The sequence below is a fragment of the Rhizobium sp. 16-488-2b genome, from assembly GCF_017741815.1.
GTDB lineage: Bacteria > Pseudomonadota > Alphaproteobacteria > Rhizobiales > Rhizobiaceae > Rhizobium.
On the sequence record NZ_JAGHMF010000024.1, the window covers coordinates 1 to 23,416 of the forward strand.

Below are 23,416 nucleotides of genomic sequence, written 5' to 3' on the forward strand. Positions count from 1 at the left end.
GGGACCAATCAGCATCGCAGCCAATTCAAGAAATCCAGAGCGAAAGTCACCGTCGCCAGCAGCGCCGCCGCCCTCGTTCTGTGAAGCGGCTTATAAGGCCCCATACCCAAACAAGTCAACAAGCCTTTTTCAAAAAATCGCAGTTTCTGGCAACTGACTGATTTTGATAAGGAATTTCCAGAAGGCCTGTTTGGGTGCCGGAAATACCCCCCTTCGGCGCACGCTTGCGGCAAGCATCCACGTCTATATAGGAGCGCAAAAGCATGAGACGAGGCCGTCTGCCCTCACATTTTCACAATCAGGTGGTCTCAAGGGCAGCGTGAACGTCGTGGCCGGTCCATTCGGGTCCGCTCATTTGACTCCCATATGTAAACTATGCACTTTTCCGGCCACCCAAATGCCCCCTGGGCCTGGTTGACCCGATCAGCTGAAAGGATGCGGACGCCTTTGCCATGGTGACTGAGAAGATGATGATCCGCTCGTTCGGCAACGAGCCAGCCCTTCTCGCCGATGGCAGACGTGCGCCCGACCGCCGCGAAGTTTCGCTGCGCTGGCTATCCGGCACCTTCCTGACCGGCATCACCTCGAGCGTATTGATGGGCGTGGCGCTGTTTGCAGCCCTCGACGGCCGCCAGCAGCTGGCGATCCCCGCCGAGGCCTATGCCAGCATTGCCAATACCGCCAATCCCGACGCCGACGTCACCCGTGGCGGTCGCCTGATCGCGCCTGCGATTGCCGCCAAGCCCTCCGATCGCAAGATCATGGAAGTCTCGACGGTCGTGCATGAGGGCGACAAGGAAGTGGTGCGCCGCCAGCCTTTCGCGCGCGTGAAGATGACGCTCGCGGCCAATCACGTCGCCACCGAGGATTACCCGGCCTTCAACCCGCTCTCGATCTTCTCGGCCGATGAGCCGGAACCGCAGCCGGGCGTGCGCACCGGCCAGATCTACGGGTCCGACGTCGAATCCGAAGTCAGCCTGAAGACCGAGGCCTATCCGGCATCGGGCTCAAACCTGAAGATCGCCGCCGGCATGTCGCTCGACGAGATCGAGGAAAACGTCCGCTCCAACGGCTCGGTCTTGACCGACGGCGCCTCGCAGGTGGCCGCCCTCTATTATGTCGACCCGCAGCGCTTTTCGACCGACGACAACGACGTCGACCTGGCCTCGGGCCTGACCGCGCGCGTGCTCGAGCAGAACATGACGGTGTCGGCGCCGGAATCGATCACCCCGCAGACCGAGGAATTCGCCGACGATATTGTGCCGGTCCGCCAGGATACGCCGATCGTCAAGGCCATGATGGATTCGGGCTATCCGGAGCCGCAGGCAAAGGGTCTTTCCACCTATCTGTCGCCGTTGTTCGGATCGGAAAACCTGTCCAAGGGTGACGTGCTGCGCATCGGCATCCTGCAGAAGGGCGAGCAGGCGAAGATCATCCGCGCCAGTGTCTATCGCGGTTCCCGCCATGTCGTCACGGTGGCACTCGACGATACCGACCATTACGTCGCCGGCAGCGAACCGCCGAAGCTCGATGCGATCGCCACCGCTTTCGACGACAGCGCCATGACCGCGCCGTCGAACCAGAATCTGCCGCGCGTCTATGACGGCATTTACCGCGCCGCCCTTTCCTATGGCATGACCAAGGACATGACGGCGCTGATCATCAAGCTCTTGGCCAGCAGCGTCGACTTCCAGGCCGAGCTGCGCCCGACCGATACGCTCGAGGCCTTCTTCTCGGTGGCCGATGCCAGCGGCCAGGCGACGGATCAGTCCGAACTGCTCTATGTCAACGCCCGCTTCGGCGATACCCAGACGCGCTTCTACCGCTTCCAGGACCCCGAAGACGGCTCGATCGATTACTTCGACCAGGACGGAAAGAGCATCCGCCAGTTCCTGCTTCGCAACCCGGTGCCGAACGGCATCTTCCGCTCCGGCTTCGGCATGCGCCGCCACCCGATCCTGGGCTTCGCCCGCATGCACACCGGCGTCGACTGGGCCGCCCCGCGCGGCACGGCGATCATCGCCGTCGGCAACGGCACTGTGGAAAAGGCCGGCTGGGACAGCGGCGGCTACGGCAACCAGACGATCGTGCGCCACGCCAACGGCTACGAATCCTCGTACAACCACCAGAGCGCGATCGCCAAGGGCGTCGTCCCGGGCGCCAAGGTGCGCCAGGGCCAGGTGATCGGCTGGGTCGGCACCACGGGTGAATCGACCGGTCCGCATCTGCACTACGAGATGATCGTCAACGGCACCAAGGTCGACCCGCTGCGTGTGCGTCTGCCTGGTGGCAAGTCGCTCGCGGGTCCGGCGCTTGCGAAGTTCGAGGATGAGCGCAAGCGGATCGACACGCTACTGGGCAATCAGCCGCCGCCGCAGGTGGCGAGCAAGTAGTTTTCGGGTTGGCTCGGGATTTCGGCTCGGTGAAGAGCCGGTCGCTGTAAGCGACGTTTTGCCGTGTGTTACCCCCCTCTGCCCTGCCGGGCATCTCCCCCACAGGTGGGGAGATTGGCTGGGGGCGCCCGCTCGCTTCACCTCAATTGTTTGGCGCAAACCCCACCACGAGTCGATCTCCCCCCTTGTGGGGGAGATGTCCGGCAGGACAGAGGGGGGTATGCCGGGCGTCAACGTTAGCGCTTCATCGCCAAAACACAAAAACGGCGGCCGAAGCCGCCGTTTCCACTCACACCCCAGTCCACTTACGCCGCTTCGCTGACACCAGCACTCCTAGTGCGGAACAGCAGCCGATCGGTCCCGCCGGTGATCTTCACCGTCGAACCATCCGGAACCTGTCCGCCGAGGATCTGCTCGGCGAGCGGATCCTGGACGTACTTCTGGATCACCCGCTTCAGCGGCCGCGCGCCATAAACCGGATCGTAGCCCTTGTTGGCGAGCCAATGCGTGGCTTCATCGTCGAGCTCGATCGTGATCTTGCGTTCGGCCAGGAGCTTGACCAGACGCTGCAGCTGGATGTCGACGATCGCGCCCATCTCGTCCCGCTTCAGGCGGTGGAAGAGGATGATCTCGTCGATGCGGTTCAGGAACTCCGGCCGGAAGTGGCCGCGCACCATCTCCATCACCTGCTCGCGCACCAGATCGCTGTCGTCGCCGTCCTTCAGCTGCGTCAGATATTCCGCACCTAGGTTCGACGTCATGATGATCATCGTGTTGCGGAAGTCGACGGTGCGGCCCTGACCATCGGTCAGGCGGCCATCGTCGAGCACCTGCAAGAGCACGTTGAAAACATCGGGATGCGCCTTTTCGATCTCGTCGAACAGCACGACCTGATAGGGCCGGCGACGCACCGCTTCCGTCAGTGAACCGCCTTCCTCATAGCCGACATAGCCGGGAGGGGCGCCGATCAGCCGGGCCACGGAGTGCTTCTCCATGTATTCCGACATGTCCATGCGCACCATCGCCGTCTCGTCGTCGAAGAGGAAGCGGGCCAATGCCTTGGTCAGCTCCGTCTTGCCGACGCCGGTCGGGCCGAGGAAGATGAACGAGCCGAGCGGCCGGTTCGGGTCCTGCAGGCCGGCGCGCGCCCGGCGCACCGCCCGCGACACGGCCTGAACCGCGTCACCCTGGCCGATGACAGACTTCGCCAGCTCGTCTTCCATCCGCAGCAGCTTCTCTCGGTCGCCTTCCAGCATCTTTTCGACCGGAATACCGGTCCAGCGGGAGACGACATGCGCGATGTTGTCGGGGGTCACGACCTCCTGCACCATGGCGCTGCGATCATTGTCCTGCGCTTCGGCTTCCGAGAGCTTCTTTTCAAGCTCCGGAATGACGCCGTAGGTCAGCTCGCCGGCGCGCTGGAACTCACCCTTGCGCTGGGCGATCGCCAGATCGTTGCGCGCATCGTCGAGTTCCTTCTTCAGGTCCGCGGCAAGGCCGAGCTTCTGCTTTTCCGCCTGCCAGCGGGCCGTCAGCGCATCGGCGCTCTCTTCCAGATCGGTGAGCTCGGTCTCCAGCCGGACAAGCCGGTCGGCCGAGGCAACATCGGTTTCCTTCTTCAGCGCTTCGCGCTCGATCTTCAGCTGCATGATGCGGCGATCGAGTTCGTCGAGCTCTTCCGGCTTGGAATCGACCTGCATGCGCAGGCGCGCAGCCGCCTCGTCCATCAGGTCGATCGCTTTATCGGGGAGAAAGCGGTCGGTGATGTAGCGGTTCGACAGCGTGGCGGCCGCCACAAGCGACGAATCCGAGATCCGGACCTTGTGGTGCTGCTCGTATTTCTCCTTCAGGCCGCGCAGGATCGAGATCGTGTCCTCGACCGTCGGCTCTTCGACGACGATCGGCTGGAAACGACGGGCGAGCGCCGGGTCTTTCTCGACATGCTTGCGGTATTCGTCGAGCGTGGTCGCGCCGACGCAATGCAGTTCGCCGCGCGCAAGCGCCGGCTTCAGGAGGTTCGAGGCATCCATCGCGCCGTCACCCTTGCCGGCACCGACGAGCGTGTGCATCTCGTCGATGAACAGGATGATCTCGCCATTTTCGGCCTGCACCTCGTTGAGCACGCTCTTCAGCCGCTCTTCGAACTCGCCGCGATATTTCGCGCCGGCAATCAAGGCACCCATGTCGAGCGCCATCAGCTTCTTGTCCTTCAGAGACTCAGGCACATCGCCATTGACGATGCGCAGCGCAAGACCTTCGGCGATCGCCGTCTTGCCGACGCCGGGTTCACCGATGAGAACGGGGTTGTTCTTGGTACGGCGCGAGAGCACCTGGATGGTGCGGCGGATTTCGTCGTCGCGGCCGATCACGGGATCGAGCCGGCCATCACGGGCTTCCGCCGTCAGGTCGCGGGCGAATTTCTTCAGCGCGTCAAAGCCCTGCTCGGCATTGGCGCTGTCGGCCGTGCGGCCCTTGCGGATTTCGTTGATGACCTGGTTGAGCGTCACCGCCGTCACACCGGCATTCTTCAGCGTGATCGCGGTGGACGATTCCATCGCCAGCGCCTGCAACAGACGCTCGACCGTGACGAAGCTGTCGCCGGCCTTCTTCGATGCCTCTTCGGCGGTCGAGAGAACCTTGGCGAGTGGTGCGGCAAGATAGATCTGGCCGTTGCCGCCGGAAACCTTCGGCAGCTTGGCAAGGGCGGCATCGTTGGCAAGGCGGGCGGCCTTGGCGTCGCCGCCGGCGCGTTCGATGAGAGATGCGGCCATGCCCTGGTCGTCGTCGAGCAGCACTTTCAGCACATGCTCGGGCGAGAACTGCTGGTGACCCTGGGCCAACGCATAGGTCTGCGCCGACTGGATGAAACCGCGCACCCGCTCGGAGTATTTTTCAATATTCATCAATAGACCTCCTTAAATCGCCCTGCCCTCATAAGGCACAGGCCGATGACTGAGATTGAGCTCCCTCAAGAGGCGAGCCATGCCTCTTCGCCGGCGGCAAAACCGAGGCGAAGAACTTGCTCAGGATATGGTGGGAAGCCGCGAAAGTTTAAAGAGGTGGCGCGCCCAAAAAACCACGCCTGCGAGCGGCCACCGAGAGGCCGAAAACGAGATCGCCCCGCCGGAGGGCTGCTCGGGCGGGGCGGGATCGGATTGTATCGAATGGCGCTTAGGCAGCGACCAGATCGTCCGTCTCGTTTTCCTTGAACATCTTGGCGAGGTTCAGGAAGCAGATCATGCCGTTTTCGGAAGCGATGATGCCTTCGCAGAAGGCGCGGTCGAAGGATGCCGTAACCTCGGGAACCGGCTGCACCTGATCGGCCGAAATCGTCAGGATATCGGAGACGCGGTCGACGAGCATGCCGATGACCATGTTATGCACTTCGGCGACGACGATGGCGCTGCGCTCATTGGCGACGGTGCTCTTCATGCCGAGCTTGAAGGCGAGGTCGATGATCGGAATGACCGAGCCGCGCAGGTTCATGACGCCGATGACATCGGCCGGCGAATGCGGGATCGGCGTCGAAGGCGCCCAGCCGCGGATTTCGCGGATGGTCGTCGTCTTCACGCAGAATTCCTGGTCGTGCAGGCGGAAGGCAATGATCTCAAGCGTATCGCCACTGAAGCTCGGAGAATTGATCGTCGTCATTAAAAATGTCCCAACTGTCGAAAGCCAGGGCAGAAGCAACCACGCCACCATTGGCGTCGATGCACTTTGCCTTCAAGCCGCCAGTTCTCTGAATATGAAGAGTACCGTTACGGTTACTGAGGACTGTAAAGAAAGAGTGTTTCCCAAATCTAAACCGACCGGCAGGATTTTTCGCCCGGTGAGAAGGGGAATGCAGCGGAGGGAAATGCGTTGAACGGATGCCGGACCCGTTCAACGCAGCCAAGTCTCAGACGATCGTCTTCTCGATCTGCTCCACCGCCCAATCGACCTGATCCTTGGTGATGACGAGCGGCGGCGCCAGACGGATGGTGTTTTCGTGGGTATCCTTGGCGAGAAGACCGAGGTCCTTCAGCGCATAGCAATACTGCCGCGCGCCGCCGGCTTCCGGCACCAGCTCGATCGCCATCATCAGCCCGCGTCCGCGCACCTCTTTCACGATGTTCGAGCGGATCGACCGCAGCCCCTCGAGGAAGTAGTTTCCCATGCGCTCGGCATTGCCGATCATGTCTTCTTCCGTCAGCACCTTCAGCGCCGCGCGCGCCACGGCGCAGGCAAGCGGATTGCCGCCGAAGGTCGAGCCGTGCTGGCCAGGCTTCAGCACGCCCAGCACCTCGGAATTCGAAAGCACGGCGGACACAGGATAGAAGCCGCCCGACAGCGCCTTGCCGATCAGCGTCACGTCCGCCTCGATGCCCTCATGCTCCTCGGCCAGCAGCTTGCCGGTGCGACCGAGCCCGGTCTGAATCTCGTCGAGGATGAGGGTGACCTTATTGTCGGTGCAGAGCTGGCGCACCGTCTTGAAATAGCCGGGCTCCGGGATGATGACACCCGCCTCGCCCTGGATCGGCTCGATCAGCGCTCCAACAGTATTCTCGTTGAACGCCGCGGCGAAGGCTTCCGCGTCACCGAAGGGAACAGTGCGGAAGCCCGGCGTGTAGGGGCCGAAGCCTGAGCGCGCATCGGGATCGGTGGAGAAGCTGATGATGCTCAGCGTCCGGCCATGGAAATTGTCGGAGCAGACGATGATCTCGGCTTTGCCCTCCGGCACGCCCTTCACCTCGTACCCCCATTTGCGCACCGCCTTGATTGCGGTCTCGACCGCCTCGGCGCCGGAGTTCATCGGCAGGATCTTGTGCGATCCCGTCAGCGCCGCGAGTTCCTCGTAAAGATGCGCCAGCTGGTCGTTGCGGAAGGCGCGCGAGGTGAGCGTCAGCTTGCCCGCCTGCTCGACCATGGCCGAAAGGATCTTCGGGTGGCAATGCCCCTGGTTGACGGCCGAATAGGCAGACAAGCAATCGAGATAGCGCTTGCCATCCGTATCCCAGACATACACCCCTTCGCCGCGCGTCAGCACGACGTCGAGCGGCTTGTAGTTATGGGCGCCCAGGCGCTGCTCGGTATCAATCAATCTGGCTGAACTGCTCATGGTCGTCCCCTTTTGTTATGCGGTTTCTTATGCAGCGCGCGTCGGGCGGTCGAAGATGCGGCGGCCGAACAGGCTGGCCGTCAGCTCGACGAGAACGCGGGCGCTCTTGCCGCGATCGTCGAGAAACGGGTTGAGTTCGACCAGATCGAGAGAGGAGACGAGCCCGCTGTCGCAGAGCATCTCCATGATCAGATGCGCCTCGCGGAAGGTCGCTCCCCCAGGCACCGTCGTGCCGACGCCGGGCGCCACGTCGGGATCGAGGAAATCGACGTCGAGGCTGACATGAAACAGCGCGTTCGCCGCTTCGACCTTGGAGAGAATGTCGCGCATGATCGCCGCCACCCCCTGCTCGTCGATCGAGCGCATGTCGAAGACGTTGACGCCGTGCTCCTTGATCAGCTCGCGCTCCGGCGCATCGACCGAACGGATGCCCACCTGGAAGACATTCTTCGGATCGACCAGCGGCCGGTCGCGCGGCAGAATGTCGGAGAGATCGGCCTGGCCGCAATAATAAGCGACGGGCATGCCGTGAATATTGCCCGAAGGCGATGTCTCCGGCGTGTTGAAATCCGAATGCGCATCGAGCCAGAGCACGAAGAGCGGCCGCTTCTGCTTGGCGGCATAGCGCGCCATGCCCGATACCGTACCCATCGAGAGGCTGTGGTCGCCGCCGAGAATGATCGGGAAACGACCGGCATCGGCGATCTCGTAGACGCCGGCTTCAAGCGCCCGCGTGAATGCGCCGACGGTGCGCAGATTGTGCGCCTTCGGATTGTTCGGCAGGTCACGGGCCGGCACGATCTGCACGTCTCCTGCGTCAGCGACATCATGGCCGAGATCGACAAGCGCGCGGTCGACGCCAGCGATTCTCAGCGCCGTCGGCCCCATCGCGGCCCCCCTGCGGCCGGAGCCCTCTTCCAAAGGCGCACCGATAAGGGTGACCGATCGCGACTGTGCCTGCATTTGTCTCTCCTGCTCACTGCTTCGGTTGAATATCTGACATCGCCACGGCGACAAAAAGATGAAAAAGTGCCAGTTTCACAGCATGATTTGACAGTTTGCCAAGTCCAACCATACAAAGTGAAACCCCGCTCCTGCAAAGTAAGACCATGGACGACCTAGATCAGGAACTTCTGAGCGCCCTGCGCCACAACGCCCGCAGCCCCGTCTCCTCGCTTGCCGCCATGACCGGCGCCTCACGCGCCACCGTCGCCGCGCGCATCGACAGACTGGTCGCCAACGGCACCATCGCCGCCTTCACCATCCGCACCGGCCACGAGACCCGCGCCGCCGGCGTGCGCGCCATCGTCATGATCGAAGTACTCGGCAAACTCGCCGACAAGGTCGCCGACCAGCTGCGCGGCCTGCCGCAGGTGCGCGCACTCCACAGCACCAACGGCAAATGGGATTTCATCGCCGAACTCGAAGACCGCGACCTCGTCTCCTTCGACGAAACCCTGCGCCGCATAAGACTGATCGACGGCATCAACACAACTGAGACAAACATATTGCTGAAGACGAGGAAGACTAGCTTTTAGCTGGATGGCGTGGAAGTCGGCACCTATTTCGTGCGCTGAAGGCCGATAGTGAACATTGAACCTCTGACGACTTGTTGACTCACCTAAGGGCGAACAATACCCTGCGAGTTCAGTCGTTAGGCTTGTCCTCAGATGACAGATCCATCTCTTCAGCGGCGTCTTGCCGCCATCGTCGTTGCCGATGTGGTGGGATATTCTCGCCTGATGGAGGCTGATGAAGTCGCGACGGTGGAGAACCTCCGGGCACTCCGTACCGGCGTTATCGAGCCCGCCGTGACGTTCCACAACGGTCGAATCTTCAAGATCGTAGGCGACGGCTTCCTAATCGAATTCGCTAGCGCATTGGATGCGGTCAAGGCAGCGCTGGAAATACAACGGGCCACCACTGCCACCAAGACCCCGGGAGACCGACGTCTGCTTTTACGCGTCGGTGTCAATGTGGGAGATGTCATAGGCGACGGCTCGGATATCCTCGGCGACGGCGTAAACGTCGCCGCGCGCCTTCAGACGCAAGCCGCATCGGGAGGCATCTGCATTTCAGCCGGCGTCCACGGCGAAATCGTCGGCAAGATTAACGAGCGGTTCTTCGATGCAGGCGAGCGCTACCTGAAGAACCTGACCCGCCCGGTCCACGTGTGGCATTGGCCGGATGCGCTGCAAAGCATATTGCAGTTACCCGAAAGCCCCTCGATCGCCGTATTGCCGTTCACCAATATGAGCGGGGATGAAGCGGACACCCATTTTGTCGACGGCTTGACCGAAGACCTGATCACCGACCTGTCCCGTACGGCTGGCCTGTTCGTCATCGCGCGCAATTCCGTCTACGTTTACAAGGGCAAAGCTGTCGACGTACGGCTGGTGGCCCAGGAACTCGGCGTCCGCTACGTCCTTGAGGGGAGCGCCAGACGCGCGATGGGGCGTGTCCGCATCAATGCGCAATTGTTCGACGCGCTTTGCGGCAAGCACCTGTGGGCCGACCGGTTTGACAGGACGGTGGAAGATGTTTTCGAACTGCAGGACGAAGTCAACGCCAAGATCGTCGAAGCCCTCGTCGGCCGGCTGACCGCCCCGGCGCAACGCAATCGTCCGAAGAACGTCGAGGCATACGACCTGTGTGTCCGCGCCCGCCTCCTGACGGAAGAGTCACCTCAGACTGAACGTGAGGCACATATGCTGCTCCAGCGCGCCGTTCAACTTGAGCCGTCATATGCCGAGGCCCTCGGTCTTCTCGCATATAACCGTTGGCTTGCCTGGACTCATTTCGGCGAGCCCGAAGATCCAAACCGGGCGATGGCAGTGACGTTGGCGCAGGAAGCGGTCGACCTGGATCCCAACGACGCAGGCTGCCGATACATTCTGGGGACCATCATGGCCTATGAGCGGCGATGGGAGGAATCGGAGGGAGCCTTCACCAAGGCCCTGGAGTTGGACCCCAACCACGCCGACACCTGGGCCGCCATGTCGGATATGTCCGTGCTTGATGGCAAGGTTGCCGCCGGCCTGGCGCAGATCGAAAAAGCCCTGCGGCTCAACCCCTATCCTGCCTGCTGGTACCTTTGTCATCTCGGGCAGGCGCAGTACGCCGCGCACGACTATCAGGCAGCGAAGGTTACCCTGCGCAGGGAGGAGACCTATCGTACAAACTCACGCAAATTCCTGGCCGCGACGCTTGCGCAGTTGGGCGACGACGAGGAGGCGCAGCGGGAAGCAGAATTGTTCCTGATCGCCCATCCCCATTTCACGATCGACCATTGGCTCAACTCCCAGCCGCTCCGCGACACAGATGTGGGAGACCACTTCGCCGATGGCTTCCGGAAAGCCGGCCTGCCGGAGAGGTGAAAGCGGGGGGCCCACGCCCCGCCCTCAATATTCCTTCTCGTACACCACGCCCGCCTCGCCGGCACCATTGGCGCCGGCCGCACCGCGCAGCTTCACGCCGCGTCCCACATCGAGGTTGATGATCGCCTTGGCGCCGTCCTTGGTATTTTGCTGCAGCTCGATATAGGTGCGTTCGTTGAGATAGCGGCCGACGCCGACATTGGTCTGGCCGTTGGCATCGGTGCTGATATCGAAATCGTCGACGCCGAGCTGGTTGCGCAATCCCTGGAACAGCGAGGTCGAGCGGCCGCCCGCAAGCTGGCTGACGGCATCGGCGAGCTGGGCGATCTGGATAGCCGAGAGCTTCGACATCGACTGCCCGAAGATCAGCTGCGCCAGCACTTCATCCTGCGGCAGCGCCGGCGAGGAGGAGAAGGTGATGGCAGGATCGGTCGCCAGGCCCGCAACATCGACGGTCAGCGTCGTCGTGCCCGAGGTCGAGGTCGCCGCCATCTGCAGCGCCGGCGTCAGATCGCCGGCAAAGGTGATCCGGCTCTTGTCGGAGAAATCGAGACGGCGGTTGAGGATGGTGAGACGCCCACGACGCATGGTGAAGCCGCCGGAAACGACAGGCACGGACGCCGTGCCCCGGATAGTCACGCTGCCGCCGAGCTCGGCATCGATCCCGCGTCCACGCACGAAGATCTGCGAGGGCGCATCGACCTGGATGTCGAGATTGAGCGTGCTCGACTTGCCCCTGGCGCCTTCCTGCGTCGTGTCGCGCATCTGGGCGAGAACGGCCTTGGGCGCGTTCTTGTGGCGGATATCGATCTCGCGCAGCGATGTCGGAAGCTTTTCCGGAACGGTGATCGACGCCTTTTCGAGCGTGAGCTTGCCATTCAGCGTCGGATTGGCAAGAAGCGGTCCGCGCAGCCCGATCGTGCCGTCAACCGTGGCGACGACAAGCGTGCCGTCGACATAGACGGCCTTGTTGAGACGGACATCGATATTGGCGGGGAAGTTCGCTGCCGGCTGGATACCGACATCGCCGGTCACCGCGATGTTGCCGCCGCTCGCAAGCTGCCCGGTCAGGCGCGAGATCACCGCGCGCTGCCCGTCGAAGCGGATATCGGCCGTCAGACTGTTGATCTCAAGATTGCGCCGGACGTCGATGACCTTGGCGCCGCTGGTGGCGACCGTCCCATTGATCACGGGCGCCGCCGCGGTGCCGCCGACCTGCAGATTGAAGTTGGCGTTACCTTCCGCCACGAACCCTTGCGCGGCGAGCTGCGCGCCGAGAACGGCGAACGGCAGGTTGCCGGAGAAACGCATGTCGAGTGCACGGTTGCCTGAAATGGCAAGGTTGCCGCCGCCCCGCAGCGACAGACCGGCATCGCCGGTAACCGTCGTGTCGATGGTGAGCCTACCGGAAGCGAGCTTGCCGTTCGCGCCGATCGCAAGCGGCGAGACACCCGCGCCCCGCGTCTGGCTGGTCGCGGCATTGCGCCAATCGAGCTTGAAGTCGACATCCGGCATCGGCAGCTTGCCAGAGGCCGAAACCGTGCCCGAGATATTGCCCTCGGCGGCCAGCCCCGGAACGAAGGCGTTGGCGAGGCCCGCCGGCAGGTTCGATATGTCGGCCTTCACGGCAAGCGCTTGCGCATTGGCGCCCGCGACCACGAAATTGCCCGCCGCCTTCAGCGCCACGTTGTTGCCGGTCAGATTGGTGGTGAAGTCGAGCTTGTTGTCGGCAAGCTTGCCATTGGCATTGGCGGACAGCGAGCCGACGCCCGCGGCCCGTGTCTGCGTCGTCGCCGCGTTTCTCCAGTCGAGATTGAAGTCGATGACGGGATTGGCAGGTGTCCCCGATGTCTTCGCCCGACCCGAAATCGTGCCCTCGGCGCCAAGGCCAGGCACGAAGCCATTGGCAAGGCTCGCCGGTAGGTCGGTGATATCGGCGTCGACGGAAAGCCCCTGGATATTGGCGCCAACCAGCGCCGCCGTCCCCTTCGCCTTGAGCAATGTCTTGCTGTTGCTGGCCAGATTGGCGTCGAAGTCGATCTTGTTGTCGGCGAACTTTCCCGTCGCATCGAGGCTGAGCGCCGAAAGGTTGGCGCTCTTGGTCTGCCGCGTCGTCGCGTTCGCCCAGTTGAGCTTGAAATCGACGGATGGCAGCGGCAGCGCGCCGGAAACCTTGGCAGTGCCCGAGATCATGCCGCCGGCATCGAGATCGGGCACGAAGCTGCTGACAAGTGCGGCCGGCAGGTTGTTGAGCGTCGCATTGGCCTCGATCGCCGTCGGCTTGGTCCCTTCGATCCCGACCTTGCCGGCCGCCTCGAGCGCCGCACCGTCCTGACCGTCGAGCTTTGTGGTGAAATCGAGCGCGTTATCCTGCAGCGTTCCCTTCAGCGCCAGCGCCATGGCCGGCAGCTTCGCCGCCTTCGTCTGGCTGGTCGCGACATCGGCCCAAGCGAGATCGAAGCTGGCCTTCGGCTGCTGCAGCGTGCCTGATGCCGAAGCCGTGCCCGAAATCGTGCCGCTGGCGCCGAGGCCATCAACGAAGCCATTGGCGAGCCCGGCCGGAACCGCGCTCAACGTCGCATCGACCTTCAGATCGCCGATCGCCGAATCTTGAAGCTTGAGATTGCCCGCCGCCTTCACCGACATGCCGCCGGTGGCCGAGACGTTGCTGTCGAAGGTGAGCGTATTGTCCGCGAACGTCCCTTTCACCGAAGCGCCGACGCCCGAAAGGCCGGCCGCCTTGATCTGGCTGGTCGAGGCGTTCTTCCAGTCCAACTCGAACTGCGCGGCCGGCATCGGCAGCTTGCCGGATGCGCCGAAGCTTCCCGATATCATGCCCTGCGCGGCCAGATCGGGCATGAAGGCATTGGCGAGCGCCGCAGGAATATTGGCAAGCGTGCCGTCCACCTTCAGCGTCTGCGCGTCATTGCCGGTGACGACGAAGCTGCCATCGGCCTTGATCGCAAATCCGCCGCTGCCGCCGGCATTCGCATTGAAATTGAGGATGTTGTTTTCGAGCTTGCCGCTTGCCGTCAGCCCGAGCGAGGAAAGCTTGGCGACCTTGGTTTGGCTGGTGGCCGCATTCTTCCAGTTCAGCTTGAAATCGAGCGCCGGCGCCGGCAGCTTGCCCGAAGCAGGGACGCTGCCGGTAATGGCGCCTTCGGCGTTGAGCCCAGGCACGAAGGCATTGGCCAATCCGGCCGGAATGTTGACGATATCGGCATCGACCTGCAGCGACTGCGCATTCGGCCCCGCCGTGACGAAATTGCCGGCCGCCTTCAGCGAAACGCCGCCCTTGCCGCTCAGATCCGTTTTGAAATCGAGCTTGTTATCCGCGAACTTGCCATCGGCACCGATCGCGAGCGCGGAAAGCCCGGCGCCCTTCGTCTGGCTGGTCGCGGCGTTCTTCCAGTCGAGCGTGAAATCGGCCACGGGTGCGGCCGGCGTGCCCGACACCACGACCTTGCCCGAGATCGCGCCCGCCGCATCGAGATCGGGCACGAAGCTGTTGGCAAGGCTCGCCGGCAATTGCTTGACCACGGCATTGATATCTAGCGCTTGGCCCGCCGAACCGGTCACGTTGATCGCGCCGTCACCCGTCTTGATCTCGAGACCATCGAGCGTAACCGTGCCATCAGTGATCGAAAGCTGCGACGGCGCGGCGAGATCCACCGCAATGTCGTGCGGCTTGGCCGAGAAGCGGTCGAGCTGGACGAGCGTCGTGCCGGCATTGGTTTCGACACCGCCGCCCGCCACCAGCGGGTGGTTGTCGTAATAGCCGTCGAGGCTGAAATTCGTGCGGTTCCCGAGCTGCGTGAAGTTCACCGCCAGACTGTCGATCTTGTTGGTGCCGGATGCGACCTCGTCGGCCTTGATTGCCCCGGTTGCCGCAAACGCCGAGAGATCGGTCACGGTGACATCGACATTGGGGCTGACGATCGCGAAATTGCCCTGCTTCAGGCCACTGCCCGTCGCCGCCACCTTCAGGCCGATCTTGCCGGCATCGTTGCTGATGTCGACCGATCCCTTGAGATCGCCCTCCGCCTTCTGGCCGGCCAGCGCTGCAATCAGGCTGAGATCGGGCAGGTCGAATGTCAGCGCGCCGGTCGGCGCGAAGCTTTCGGACAGCGCGACGTGACCCGTCAGGCTGTTGTTGCCAACATTGGCCTTGATCGACGGCAGCGTCGTCTGCCCGCCCTCGGACAAAACGTCGGTGCTGATGTCGATCGCCTGGCCATCGATCTTGCCGGTCGCCTTCACCTGCGCCTTGGGCGCCTTCGGATCGGCGGTCGCGGTCAACGCCACAGCGAGATCGCTCAGCCCGCGCCCGGCCATGTCGATCGCGGGAGCGTTGAGATTGGCGGAAAGCGCAAGCGCGGAGAGATCGCCGCCCGCCTTCAGGCTGTATGTCACGGCGCCCGAGGCCGTGTCGAGCAGCGGCTTGATGTCAGGCACGCGGCCGGCAAGCGTCGCATCGAGCGTCGTGCCGTCGAGGACGATATTGCCCGTCGCGACCGTGAGGTCCGACTTGATGCTGAGGTTCGACAGATTGATCTTGTCGGCAATGGTGCCCGCCACTTGGCCTTCGATCGTGACAGGCGTCTTGAACCGCGCCGCGACAGCCGGCGGCATTGCCGGCGGCTCGACGGTCAGCTTGGCATTACCAGTGAGCGAATTGTCGGTGAGCTGATACGCACCATTGAGGCTGGCATTCGCCGAGGCGCTTTCGATCGTCGCGCCATTAAAGCCGATCGCAGACGGCGAAATCTGCAGCGGCAGCACGATGGTCACCGGCCCCTGAACCGCCCGGTTGATATCGGGATTGGCGAAGGTCATGTCGCCGGCCACAAGGCGGATCTGCACCGCGCCGGAGCGACCGCTGAGATTGAAGTTGTCGCTCTTGGCGGTCAGCTTCACGTTACCGATCGTCGCCTGCGGCAGCACGGCGGTGTCGAGCGAGGCGCTGGCATTGAGCCGCGACGCCTTGGCATCCCCCGTCAGCGCCAGATTGACGCCCGAAATCATGAAGCGCGCTTCGCCTTCAGCCAGCGGCCAGCGGAAATCGACCGGCCCAGAGGTCCCGAGCACATTCGCATTCAGGCTGTTCTTGCCCTTCGGATCCAGCGTTCCGGAAGCAGCGATCACGACGGCGCCGGTCGCCACATTGCCGGTCTGGATGTCGATCTTGCCGGCATTGTCGAAGTTCGCTGCGAGATCGATGTTCGTCTGGCCCGCGAAAAGCGGGCGGAACGCCGCCGGCATCAGCGAGCTCAGATCGCCGCCGCCCTTGATCTCGACATGATGCAGAGCCTGGTCCGGCGTCAGCGTGTGATGCGCTTCGATCGCGGCGCGCTGCTGGCCATCGAGCGAGGCCTGCAATTTGGCTTTCCAGTCGGAGATCGGGCCATCGCCATTGAGGCTGATCTCGACGGCCGGATTGTTCGGCAAGGCGAGCACGCCGGCAAGCAACCCGCCCTTCGGCTCGTTGAGCTTGGCCTTGACCGTAAGCTGGCTGTTTTCAGGCAGGAAGGCGACGTCGGCCGTCAGCTTGGCATCCGGCACGTCGTGGCGGTGAACCGTGATATTGGCATCGCCACCCTTTGAATCGGCGCGTACGCTGCCATCGGCCGAGAGCGTAAAGGCGCGCCCGATCAGGGGCTGCGACAGGCTGATCTTCGGCAGCGAGATCTGATCGATGTCGACCTTGATCGGAAGCGAGAACTCGCCGCTGGCCTCCCCTTCCGCGGCCGGCCGCGACGGCAATGTGCGGACCGGCTTACGCAGAACTCGGATGGCATCCGCCTCCAGGCGCGTCGCATGGAAGCGCCCGGTGAATAGCGCCAGCGGATTCCAGTTGATCGACAGGCCGTCGACATCGGCAAACGTGCCCCGCGTATCCGAAAGCACGATGCGGGTGGCGCCGAGGCCGCCGGTCAGCAGCCCCTGCGGGTCCATTACCCGGATGGTCATGTCGCGGTTGGAGATCGTCGACGTCACCTTGTCGACGAGAATGCGGGCGCCGAAGCCGGTGAAGCCGAAGATGCCGATGGCCACGGCAAGCAGGATGACGAGAACGCCGGCTCCGTAACCGAGCAGTCGTGCAATCCACTTGAAGATGTTCGTCAGCGTAAGCATGGACCCGGAGCTATCCCGTTTTCTGCGCGGCTATCGCAATCTCGCTGCGAGCCTGAACCTCGTTAGAACGACTGACCGATGCCAGCGTAAATGCCGTAATCCGTCCCACCCTCGAACTTGTTGAGGGGAACGGCGAAATCAAGCCGGATCGGCCCGAATGGGGTGGCGTAGCGCAGGCCGATGCCGGCACCTGCCCTGATATCCGAAAAATCGGGCGCAACATCGGCGGAGACCACCCCGACATCGATAAACGGCACGATGCCGATCGTGTCGGTGATCTTCACGCGCGTCTCGAACGACGCCGTCATGAAGGAAGCCCCGCCCGTCGCCTCGTTGGCGGCGTTATAGGGAGAGATTTCCTGATAACCGTAACCGCGCACCGACCCACCGCCGCCGGCGAAGAAGCGGCGTGTGGCCGGAATGTTCTCAAGATCGTCGGCGCCAAGCAGGAACCCGGCCGAAAGCTTGCCGGCCAGCACGATCCGGTCCTCGGCGCCAAGACCATAATAGCCCGATACCGAACCCTCGAAGGCGGAGAAGAACGTGCCGTTATAGGCTTCATAGCTCGGCGTCACCTTGCCCATCAGCCGGTAGCCGGATGTCGGGTCGAGCTTGTTGTCGCGCGCATCGCGGTCGAACTGGAGGGGGGCCGCGAAGGTCAGGTAGGTGTTGTCCCCGAACGCGTCGTCATCCTTTTCCCAGCTCACTTCGCCCGCGCCGGTAAACGTGTCGGTATCGTTGAGTTCGTAGGAATAGCCGAGCGATGCCGTCACCAGCTTGGCGCTATAGGCGTCGGGATTTTCAGTCTTGGCGAGAATGCTGGCGATCAGCGTACCCGATGGCACAAAGGCGCCGGGCTTGGTGAAGGTAATGCCCGCCGAGAAATCGAGATCGCCCAGAGCCGTCGCATCGCCGAGACGGCCAACAGCACCCTCGACGCGCAGCCCTTCCGCGCCTCCGAACAGATTGCGATGGCCCCAATAGCCATTGACCCCGAAACCGTCGATCGTCGAATACTGCGCGCCGACGCCGAAATAGCGCTGCTTGCCCTCCGACACCTCGATGATCATCGGCAGGCTGCCGTCGCCGGCCAGCTGGTCGCCCTCATGAATGGTAACGCTGGAAAACACGCCGAGCGCCCGCAGCCGCTCGCCGGCCTTCTTCAGCGCCTCCGGAGAATAGCGATCGCCCTTGTTGATCCGCGAATAGCGCTCGATGAAATCGGATCGCACGGCCTTGGCGCCCGTCACGCCCACCGTCCCGATCGGCGCGACCGGCCCACCCTCGGCGGCGAGCACGACATCGACAGTATCGGTCCTGTGATCGGCCACCACCTTGCGCGTCGTCAGCTTCGCCAGCGGCCGCCCCTCGGCCTTCAACTGCTCGACGATCTTGTCGCCGGCCTTGATGATCGTCAGCGACCCGGCCGAAGCGCCCGACCCGAGATCGTAATCGGCGGGATTGCGGTTTGCCGCGTCGCCGCCGAATTGCACTTCGCGCACATGAAACACCGGCCCGGCCGCAACGCTGACATTGACGGGGACCGGGCGCGAGCGATTGAAGGTGGGGTTCGGCGGCAGGTCGTCGATATTGCGCCCATCGACGGTGATGGTCACGACGCCGCCATAGCGCGCCTTTTCATAGAGAGCCGCGATCAGCCGTTCGCGATCGTCGCGCGCCTTGACGACGACACCGAGATCGCCCGAAACCGGCTGCTCCTTGTCTCCCACCAGCCGCGAACTGTTCTCAAGCGCCTCCTTGAGGTCGGGATCATCGGCATCCGATGTCAGCGTCACCTCATAGCGAACGGGGTCGGGCACCTGGTTGGCGTCCGTATCGTCCTTGCCGAAGAAGTTGATCCCGAAAAGCTTGAAGGCGTATGCATTCGACACGAGTGCCGGTGACAAGGCAGTCGCCACCGCGACCATTGTCACGATGCCTGCTCGCCGATACGCAATACCCGGTTTCGGTGCCTTCCGTCTAATCTGCATCCGCCGCTTTTTGGTTACACTGGATTTAAGCTCTGCGCCCCCCGGCCTGATGCGACCTTAGCGGCAAAATTCATTTTGTTGTACCGTTTTAAACCGCATGATTGCTGATTTAGCGGAAAAAACGAAAATCCCGGGCCAGAGACCCGGGATTTGAAAGGTTTTGGCGAAGGATCAGCCGCGGCAATCGTCGATATAGCGGCGACCATATTCGTCGCGGTAGTAGCACTGGCCGGGCTGTTCGGACACGCGGCCGATGAGCGCGCCGGACACGCCGCCGACGGCAGCACCCACAGCGGCACCACGAACATTGCCCGTAACCGCGCCGCCGATGACGGCGCCGGATGCCGCACCGATGCCCGCACCCTGTTGCGTGGGCGTGCAGCTTGCAATCGATAGGCCGATGAAGGCGAGCGCAATAATCTTTTTCATCAATAACTCCTGATTGGTCGCCCGAGCGGGCGGTGGCCGTCCCTGATTCCTGTCTTTTTTGTAACCTAGACTGCAAACTATGGCGCAAAAAGGGGCAAGCAACCGCTCCAATCGATTTCAATTGGTAAGCAGCCACGAAAATCGACTGGCAAATCGGTCACCAAGAACCATGCGAAGCACTGCGCGCAGGGCTGCAATGCGCGATTGATCTGGTCAAGAACGCCAATTTCAAATTAAAGTAATTCGAAACTATGGGCCAATTGACGCACATGGTGCTAAATCGGACCAAAAGGGTTGACGTGCAGTCGTCATTGGGCGGAGAACGCCTGCACGATACTGGAGCATGAGATGGATTTCGAAGCATTCTTCAAGAACGAGCTGGAAGGCCTTCACAACGAAGGTCGTTACCGCGTGTTCGCCGATCTTGAACGTCACCGCGGCAACTTCCCGCGTGCCACGCGCCACACCCCCGAGGGACCGAAGGATGTGACCGTCTGGTGTTCCAACGACTATCTCGGAATGGGCCAGAACCCCAAGGTGATCGAGGCGATGAAGAACGCCATTGATCACTGTGGCGCGGGTGCGGGAGGCACCCGGAATATTTCTGGCACCACCCACTACCACGTTCTGCTCGAGCGCGAACTCGCAGATCTGCACGGCAAGGAATCGGCCCTGGTCTTCACCTCGGGCTATGTCTCCAACTGGGCGGCGCTGGGCACGCTCGGCGCCAAGATCCCCGGCATGATCATCTTCTCGGATGCGCTGAACCACGCCTCGATGATCGAGGGCATCCGCTACGCCAAGTGCGATCGCGTCATCTGGAAGCACAACGACCTGCAGGATCTGGAAGCCAAGCTCGCCGCCGCCGATCCGAAGGCGCCGAAGATGATCGCCTTCGAGAGCGTCTACTCGATGGACGGCGATATCGCGCCGATCAAGGAAATCTGTGACCTCGCCGACAAGTACGGCGCCATGACCTATCTCGACGAAGTCCACGCTGTCGGCATGTACGGCCCGCGCGGCGGCGGCATCGCCGAACGCGAAGGCCTGATGGACCGCCTGACGGTTATCGAAGGCACGCTCGGCAAGGCCTTCGGCGTCATGGGCGGCTATATCGCGGCATCGACTGCGCTCTGCGACTTCATCCGCTCCTTCGCCTCCGGCTTCATCTTCACCACGGCGCTGCCGCCGACGCTCGCCGCCGGCGCGGTCGCCTCGATCCAGCACCTGAAGGTCAGCCCCTTCGAGCGCGCCCGTCACCAGGATCGCGTTCGCCTGCTCCGCGCCCAGCTCGACAAGGCCGGCATCCCGCACATGCCGAACCCGAGCCACATCGTGCCGGTCATGGTCGGCGACGCCGCCAAGTGCAAGTGGATTTCGGACCTGTTGCTCGACAATTGCGACGTCTACGTCCAGCCGATCAATTACCCGACGGTTCCGGTCAAGACCGAACGCCTGCGCATCACGCCCACCCCGCTCCACACCGATGCCGACATCGAGCACTTGGTGGAAGCGCTGCATTCGCTGTGGTCGCGCTGCGCATTGGCCCGGCACGTAGCGTAAAGTCACGCGCGACGGCGCTGCACTCTCGGCTTGGAGCCTACGGCAGACAGCGAGAGTCATAAGCTATTGAAAGAACGCGGAAACCCCACTCGCCGCGTCATCCTCGGGCTCGTCCCGAGGATCTAAGCACGTGGCCAAGAGTGCAACGGTGCTGGGTGCATGAAAGAGCGAAGCAAGCTCTTCGTTCTACCGCCAACCCGCTTCTCCCGCCTCGCCAAGTGTCCACTCACGTCCAGCAAGTTGGCCGCTCGGCAGATGCTCGGCACAAGACCGAGCATGACGGCGGTGGGTTTGGAAACGGCTGCGGATAGAGTGGGCAACCTGTTGAACGAAAACGGCGCCCCACTCTCGACGTCATCCTCGGCCAACGAGCCGAGGATCTAAGCACGTCGCCAAGAGTGCAACGGTGCTGGGTGCATGGAAGGGCGAAGCAAGCTCTCTGCTCTACCGCCAACCCGCGTCTCCCGCCTCGCCAAGTGTCCATCCACGTCCAGCAAGTTGGCCGCTCAGCAGATGCTCGGCACAAGACGGAGCATGATGGTCGTGGGCTTGGGGGCGGCTGCGGATAGAGTGGGCATAACCTGTTGAACGAAAACGGCGCCCCACTCTCGGCGTCATCCTCGGCCAACGAGCCGAGGATCTAAGCACGTCGCCGAGAATGCAACGATGCTGAGCGCATGGAAGAGCGAAGCAAGCTCTTCACTCTACCGCCAATCCGCGTCGCCCGCCTCGCCAAGTGTCCATCCACGTCGAGCAAGTTGACCGCTCAGCAGATGCTCGGCACAAGACCGAGCATGACGGCGGTGGGTTTGGAAACGCTGCAACCTATTCGACGAAAACAGTGCCGCACACTCGCGTACGTCGCGGACCGTCCGCAACCAGCCCCTCAGGCAGCCTTCTCCCGTGTCGCCACCAAGACCGCAGCTCGCTGCCGGGCTTCTTTGTCGACGGCAAACACGTCGTCCATCGTCGCGGCCTCGGGCAGATGCGCCAGCTGGTCCATCACCGTCTCGGTCACATCGGCCATGGCGAGGAACGACAGGCGTCCGGCGATGAAAGCTTCCAGCGCCACTTCCTTGGCGGCATTCAGAACCGCACCCTGCACGCCGCCGCGCGTCATCGCAAGGCGAGCGAGCCGCAGCGCCGGGAAGCGCGTTTCATCGGGCGCTTCGAAATCCAGCCGCGCCAGCTTGGCGAAATCGAGCCGCTCGATCGGCAGGTTCGGCCGGCGCGGATGGGCCAGCGCGTAGCCGATCGCGGTGCGCATATCAGGCGCGCCGAGCTGCGCCAGCACCGAACCATCGGTATAACCCACCATCGAATGGATCACCGATTGCGGATGCACGATGACCTCGATCTGCTCGGGCGTCAGCCCGAACAGGTGCTTGGCCTCGATCATCTCGAGCGCCTTGTTGAACATCGAGGCGCTGTCGATCGAAATCTTCAGCCCCATCGACCAATTCGGATGCGCGCGCGCCGTCTCGACGGTCACACCCGCCATCTCCTCGAGCGACGCATTGCGGAACGGTCCGCCAGACGCCGTCAGGATGATGCGCTCAACGGCGTGGCGCTGGTTCTCTTCCAGCACCTGGAAGATCGCATTGTGCTCGCTGTCGACGGGCAAGAGCTTGCCGCCGCCGCGCCGCACGGACTGCACGAAGAGGTCACCGGCGGAAACCAGGCATTCCTTGTTGGCGAGCGCGATATCGGCACCCTTGCGGGCCGCGGCCAGCGTCGGCGCAAGGCCCGCTGTGCCTACGATCGCCGCCATCACCCATTCGGCCTCGAGGTCGGCGGCTTCCATCAGCCCGGATTGGCCGGCGGCAACCGCGATCCCGCTTCCATCAAGCGCGCTCTTCAGCGCCTCGTAATGGCTGTCACTCGCCGTCACCGCGAGTTTGGCACCGGCCGCGCGCGCTTGCTGCGCCAGCAGATCGACGTTCTCGTTGCCCGTCAGCACGGAGATTTCGAAGTTTTCGAGACCGCCGAGATGCTTCACCACATCGAGCGTGTTCTTGCCGATCGAGCCGGTCGAACCGAAGATGGAGAGGCGCCGAGGCCCGTTTCTGCCCGTGATCATGCGCGATTTTGCCTGCGTTCCGTCATTTCCCTCGGCTCTACAGGGGATTGGAATGACCGGCAAGTGTGCAGTGCAGCAGATTTTTGGGCCCGAGGGGTTTACATCCCCGCCGGTCGATGTGATCCTGACAACAATCCTCAGGGATAGGAGCATTGGCAATCGTATCGGTTGCAATTTTCAAGCTCCGGCGGCGCCAATTTCGCGCCCGCTTCCGTATCCGCGCCAAAGGCCGGACGCGATAGAAACCAGAACGAGATGTCGGGTTTGCAAGGCGAATTCCCGCGCGCTTTCGTGCGTTCCAGCCTTGAGCCCGCATCGACCAGAAGACCCTGACCGTTACGAAGGGACAA

At 62.8% G+C, this 23,416-nt stretch carries 12 protein-coding genes; 4 read left to right on the top strand and 8 right to left on the bottom strand.

The window, feature by feature from the left end; translation table 11 throughout:
* The first annotated feature begins 452 nt into the window (after positions 1-452).
* The gene (locus tag J5286_RS19630; protein WP_209191792.1) at positions 453-2,393 is read left to right on the top strand and encodes a M23 family metallopeptidase; all 1,941 of its coding nucleotides are present in this window, start codon (positions 453-455) and stop codon (positions 2,391-2,393) included.
* Positions 2,394-2,698: 305 nt separating this feature from the next.
* Here the strand turns inward: J5286_RS19630 and clpB are convergent, their stop codons facing one another.
* The 4 genes from clpB to rocF form a co-directional block, all read right to left on the bottom strand.
* Complete coding sequence (gene clpB / locus J5286_RS19635) at positions 2,699-5,296, bottom strand: ATP-dependent chaperone ClpB (RefSeq protein WP_018901595.1); 2,598 nt, start codon at positions 5,294-5,296, stop codon at positions 2,699-2,701.
* A gap of 268 nt (positions 5,297-5,564) precedes the next feature.
* On the bottom strand, positions 5,565-6,044 hold the full coding sequence (locus J5286_RS19640; protein ID WP_047508497.1) for a chemotaxis protein CheW: 480 nt from the start codon (positions 6,042-6,044) through the stop codon (positions 5,565-5,567).
* Positions 6,045-6,291: 247 nt separating this feature from the next.
* The gene (gene rocD / locus J5286_RS19645) at positions 6,292-7,491 is read right to left on the bottom strand and encodes an ornithine--oxo-acid transaminase (RefSeq protein WP_209191793.1); all 1,200 of its coding nucleotides are present in this window, start codon (positions 7,489-7,491) and stop codon (positions 6,292-6,294) included.
* 27 nt (positions 7,492-7,518) lie between these two features.
* The gene (gene rocF / locus J5286_RS19650) at positions 7,519-8,454 is read right to left on the bottom strand and encodes an arginase (protein ID WP_047508502.1); all 936 of its coding nucleotides are present in this window, start codon (positions 8,452-8,454) and stop codon (positions 7,519-7,521) included.
* 146 nt (positions 8,455-8,600) lie between these two features.
* Between rocF and J5286_RS19655 the strand changes: the two genes are divergently transcribed.
* Both J5286_RS19655 and J5286_RS19660 read left to right on the top strand, forming a co-directional pair.
* On the top strand, positions 8,601-9,029 hold the full coding sequence (locus tag J5286_RS19655) for an Lrp/AsnC family transcriptional regulator (RefSeq protein ID WP_209191794.1): 429 nt from the start codon (positions 8,601-8,603) through the stop codon (positions 9,027-9,029).
* A gap of 132 nt (positions 9,030-9,161) precedes the next feature.
* On the top strand, positions 9,162-10,868 hold the full coding sequence (locus J5286_RS19660; protein WP_209191795.1) for an adenylate/guanylate cyclase domain-containing protein: 1,707 nt from the start codon (positions 9,162-9,164) through the stop codon (positions 10,866-10,868).
* Between the two features lie 24 nt (positions 10,869-10,892).
* Here the strand turns inward: J5286_RS19660 and J5286_RS19665 are convergent, their stop codons facing one another.
* The 3 genes from J5286_RS19665 to J5286_RS19675 form a co-directional block, all read right to left on the bottom strand.
* Positions 10,893-17,003 carry a translocation/assembly module TamB domain-containing protein gene (locus J5286_RS19665; RefSeq protein WP_209215376.1) on the bottom strand — a complete coding sequence of 2,037 codons (6,111 nt, stop codon included), beginning with the start codon at positions 17,001-17,003 and terminating at the stop codon, positions 10,893-10,895.
* 62 nt (positions 17,004-17,065) lie between these two features.
* Positions 17,066-18,994, bottom strand: a complete 1,929-nt coding sequence (locus J5286_RS19670) for an autotransporter assembly complex protein TamA (protein ID WP_209191797.1) — start codon at positions 18,992-18,994, stop codon at positions 17,066-17,068.
* Positions 18,995-19,165: 171 nt separating this feature from the next.
* Positions 19,166-19,423, bottom strand: a complete 258-nt coding sequence (locus tag J5286_RS19675; RefSeq protein WP_018901584.1) for a YMGG-like glycine zipper-containing protein — start codon at positions 19,421-19,423, stop codon at positions 19,166-19,168.
* Between the two features lie 348 nt (positions 19,424-19,771).
* On the opposite strand from J5286_RS19675, the gene hemA reads away from it, so the two are divergent.
* Complete coding sequence (gene hemA / locus J5286_RS19680; protein WP_209191798.1) at positions 19,772-20,986, top strand: 5-aminolevulinate synthase; 1,215 nt, start codon at positions 19,772-19,774, stop codon at positions 20,984-20,986.
* 886 nt (positions 20,987-21,872) lie between these two features.
* Here hemA and dxr read toward each other — a convergent pair.
* Positions 21,873-23,066, bottom strand: coding sequence for a 1-deoxy-D-xylulose-5-phosphate reductoisomerase (gene dxr, locus J5286_RS19685; RefSeq protein ID WP_209191799.1), 1,194 nt, complete (start codon positions 23,064-23,066; stop codon positions 21,873-21,875).
* Positions 23,067-23,416: the final 350 nt, after the last annotated feature.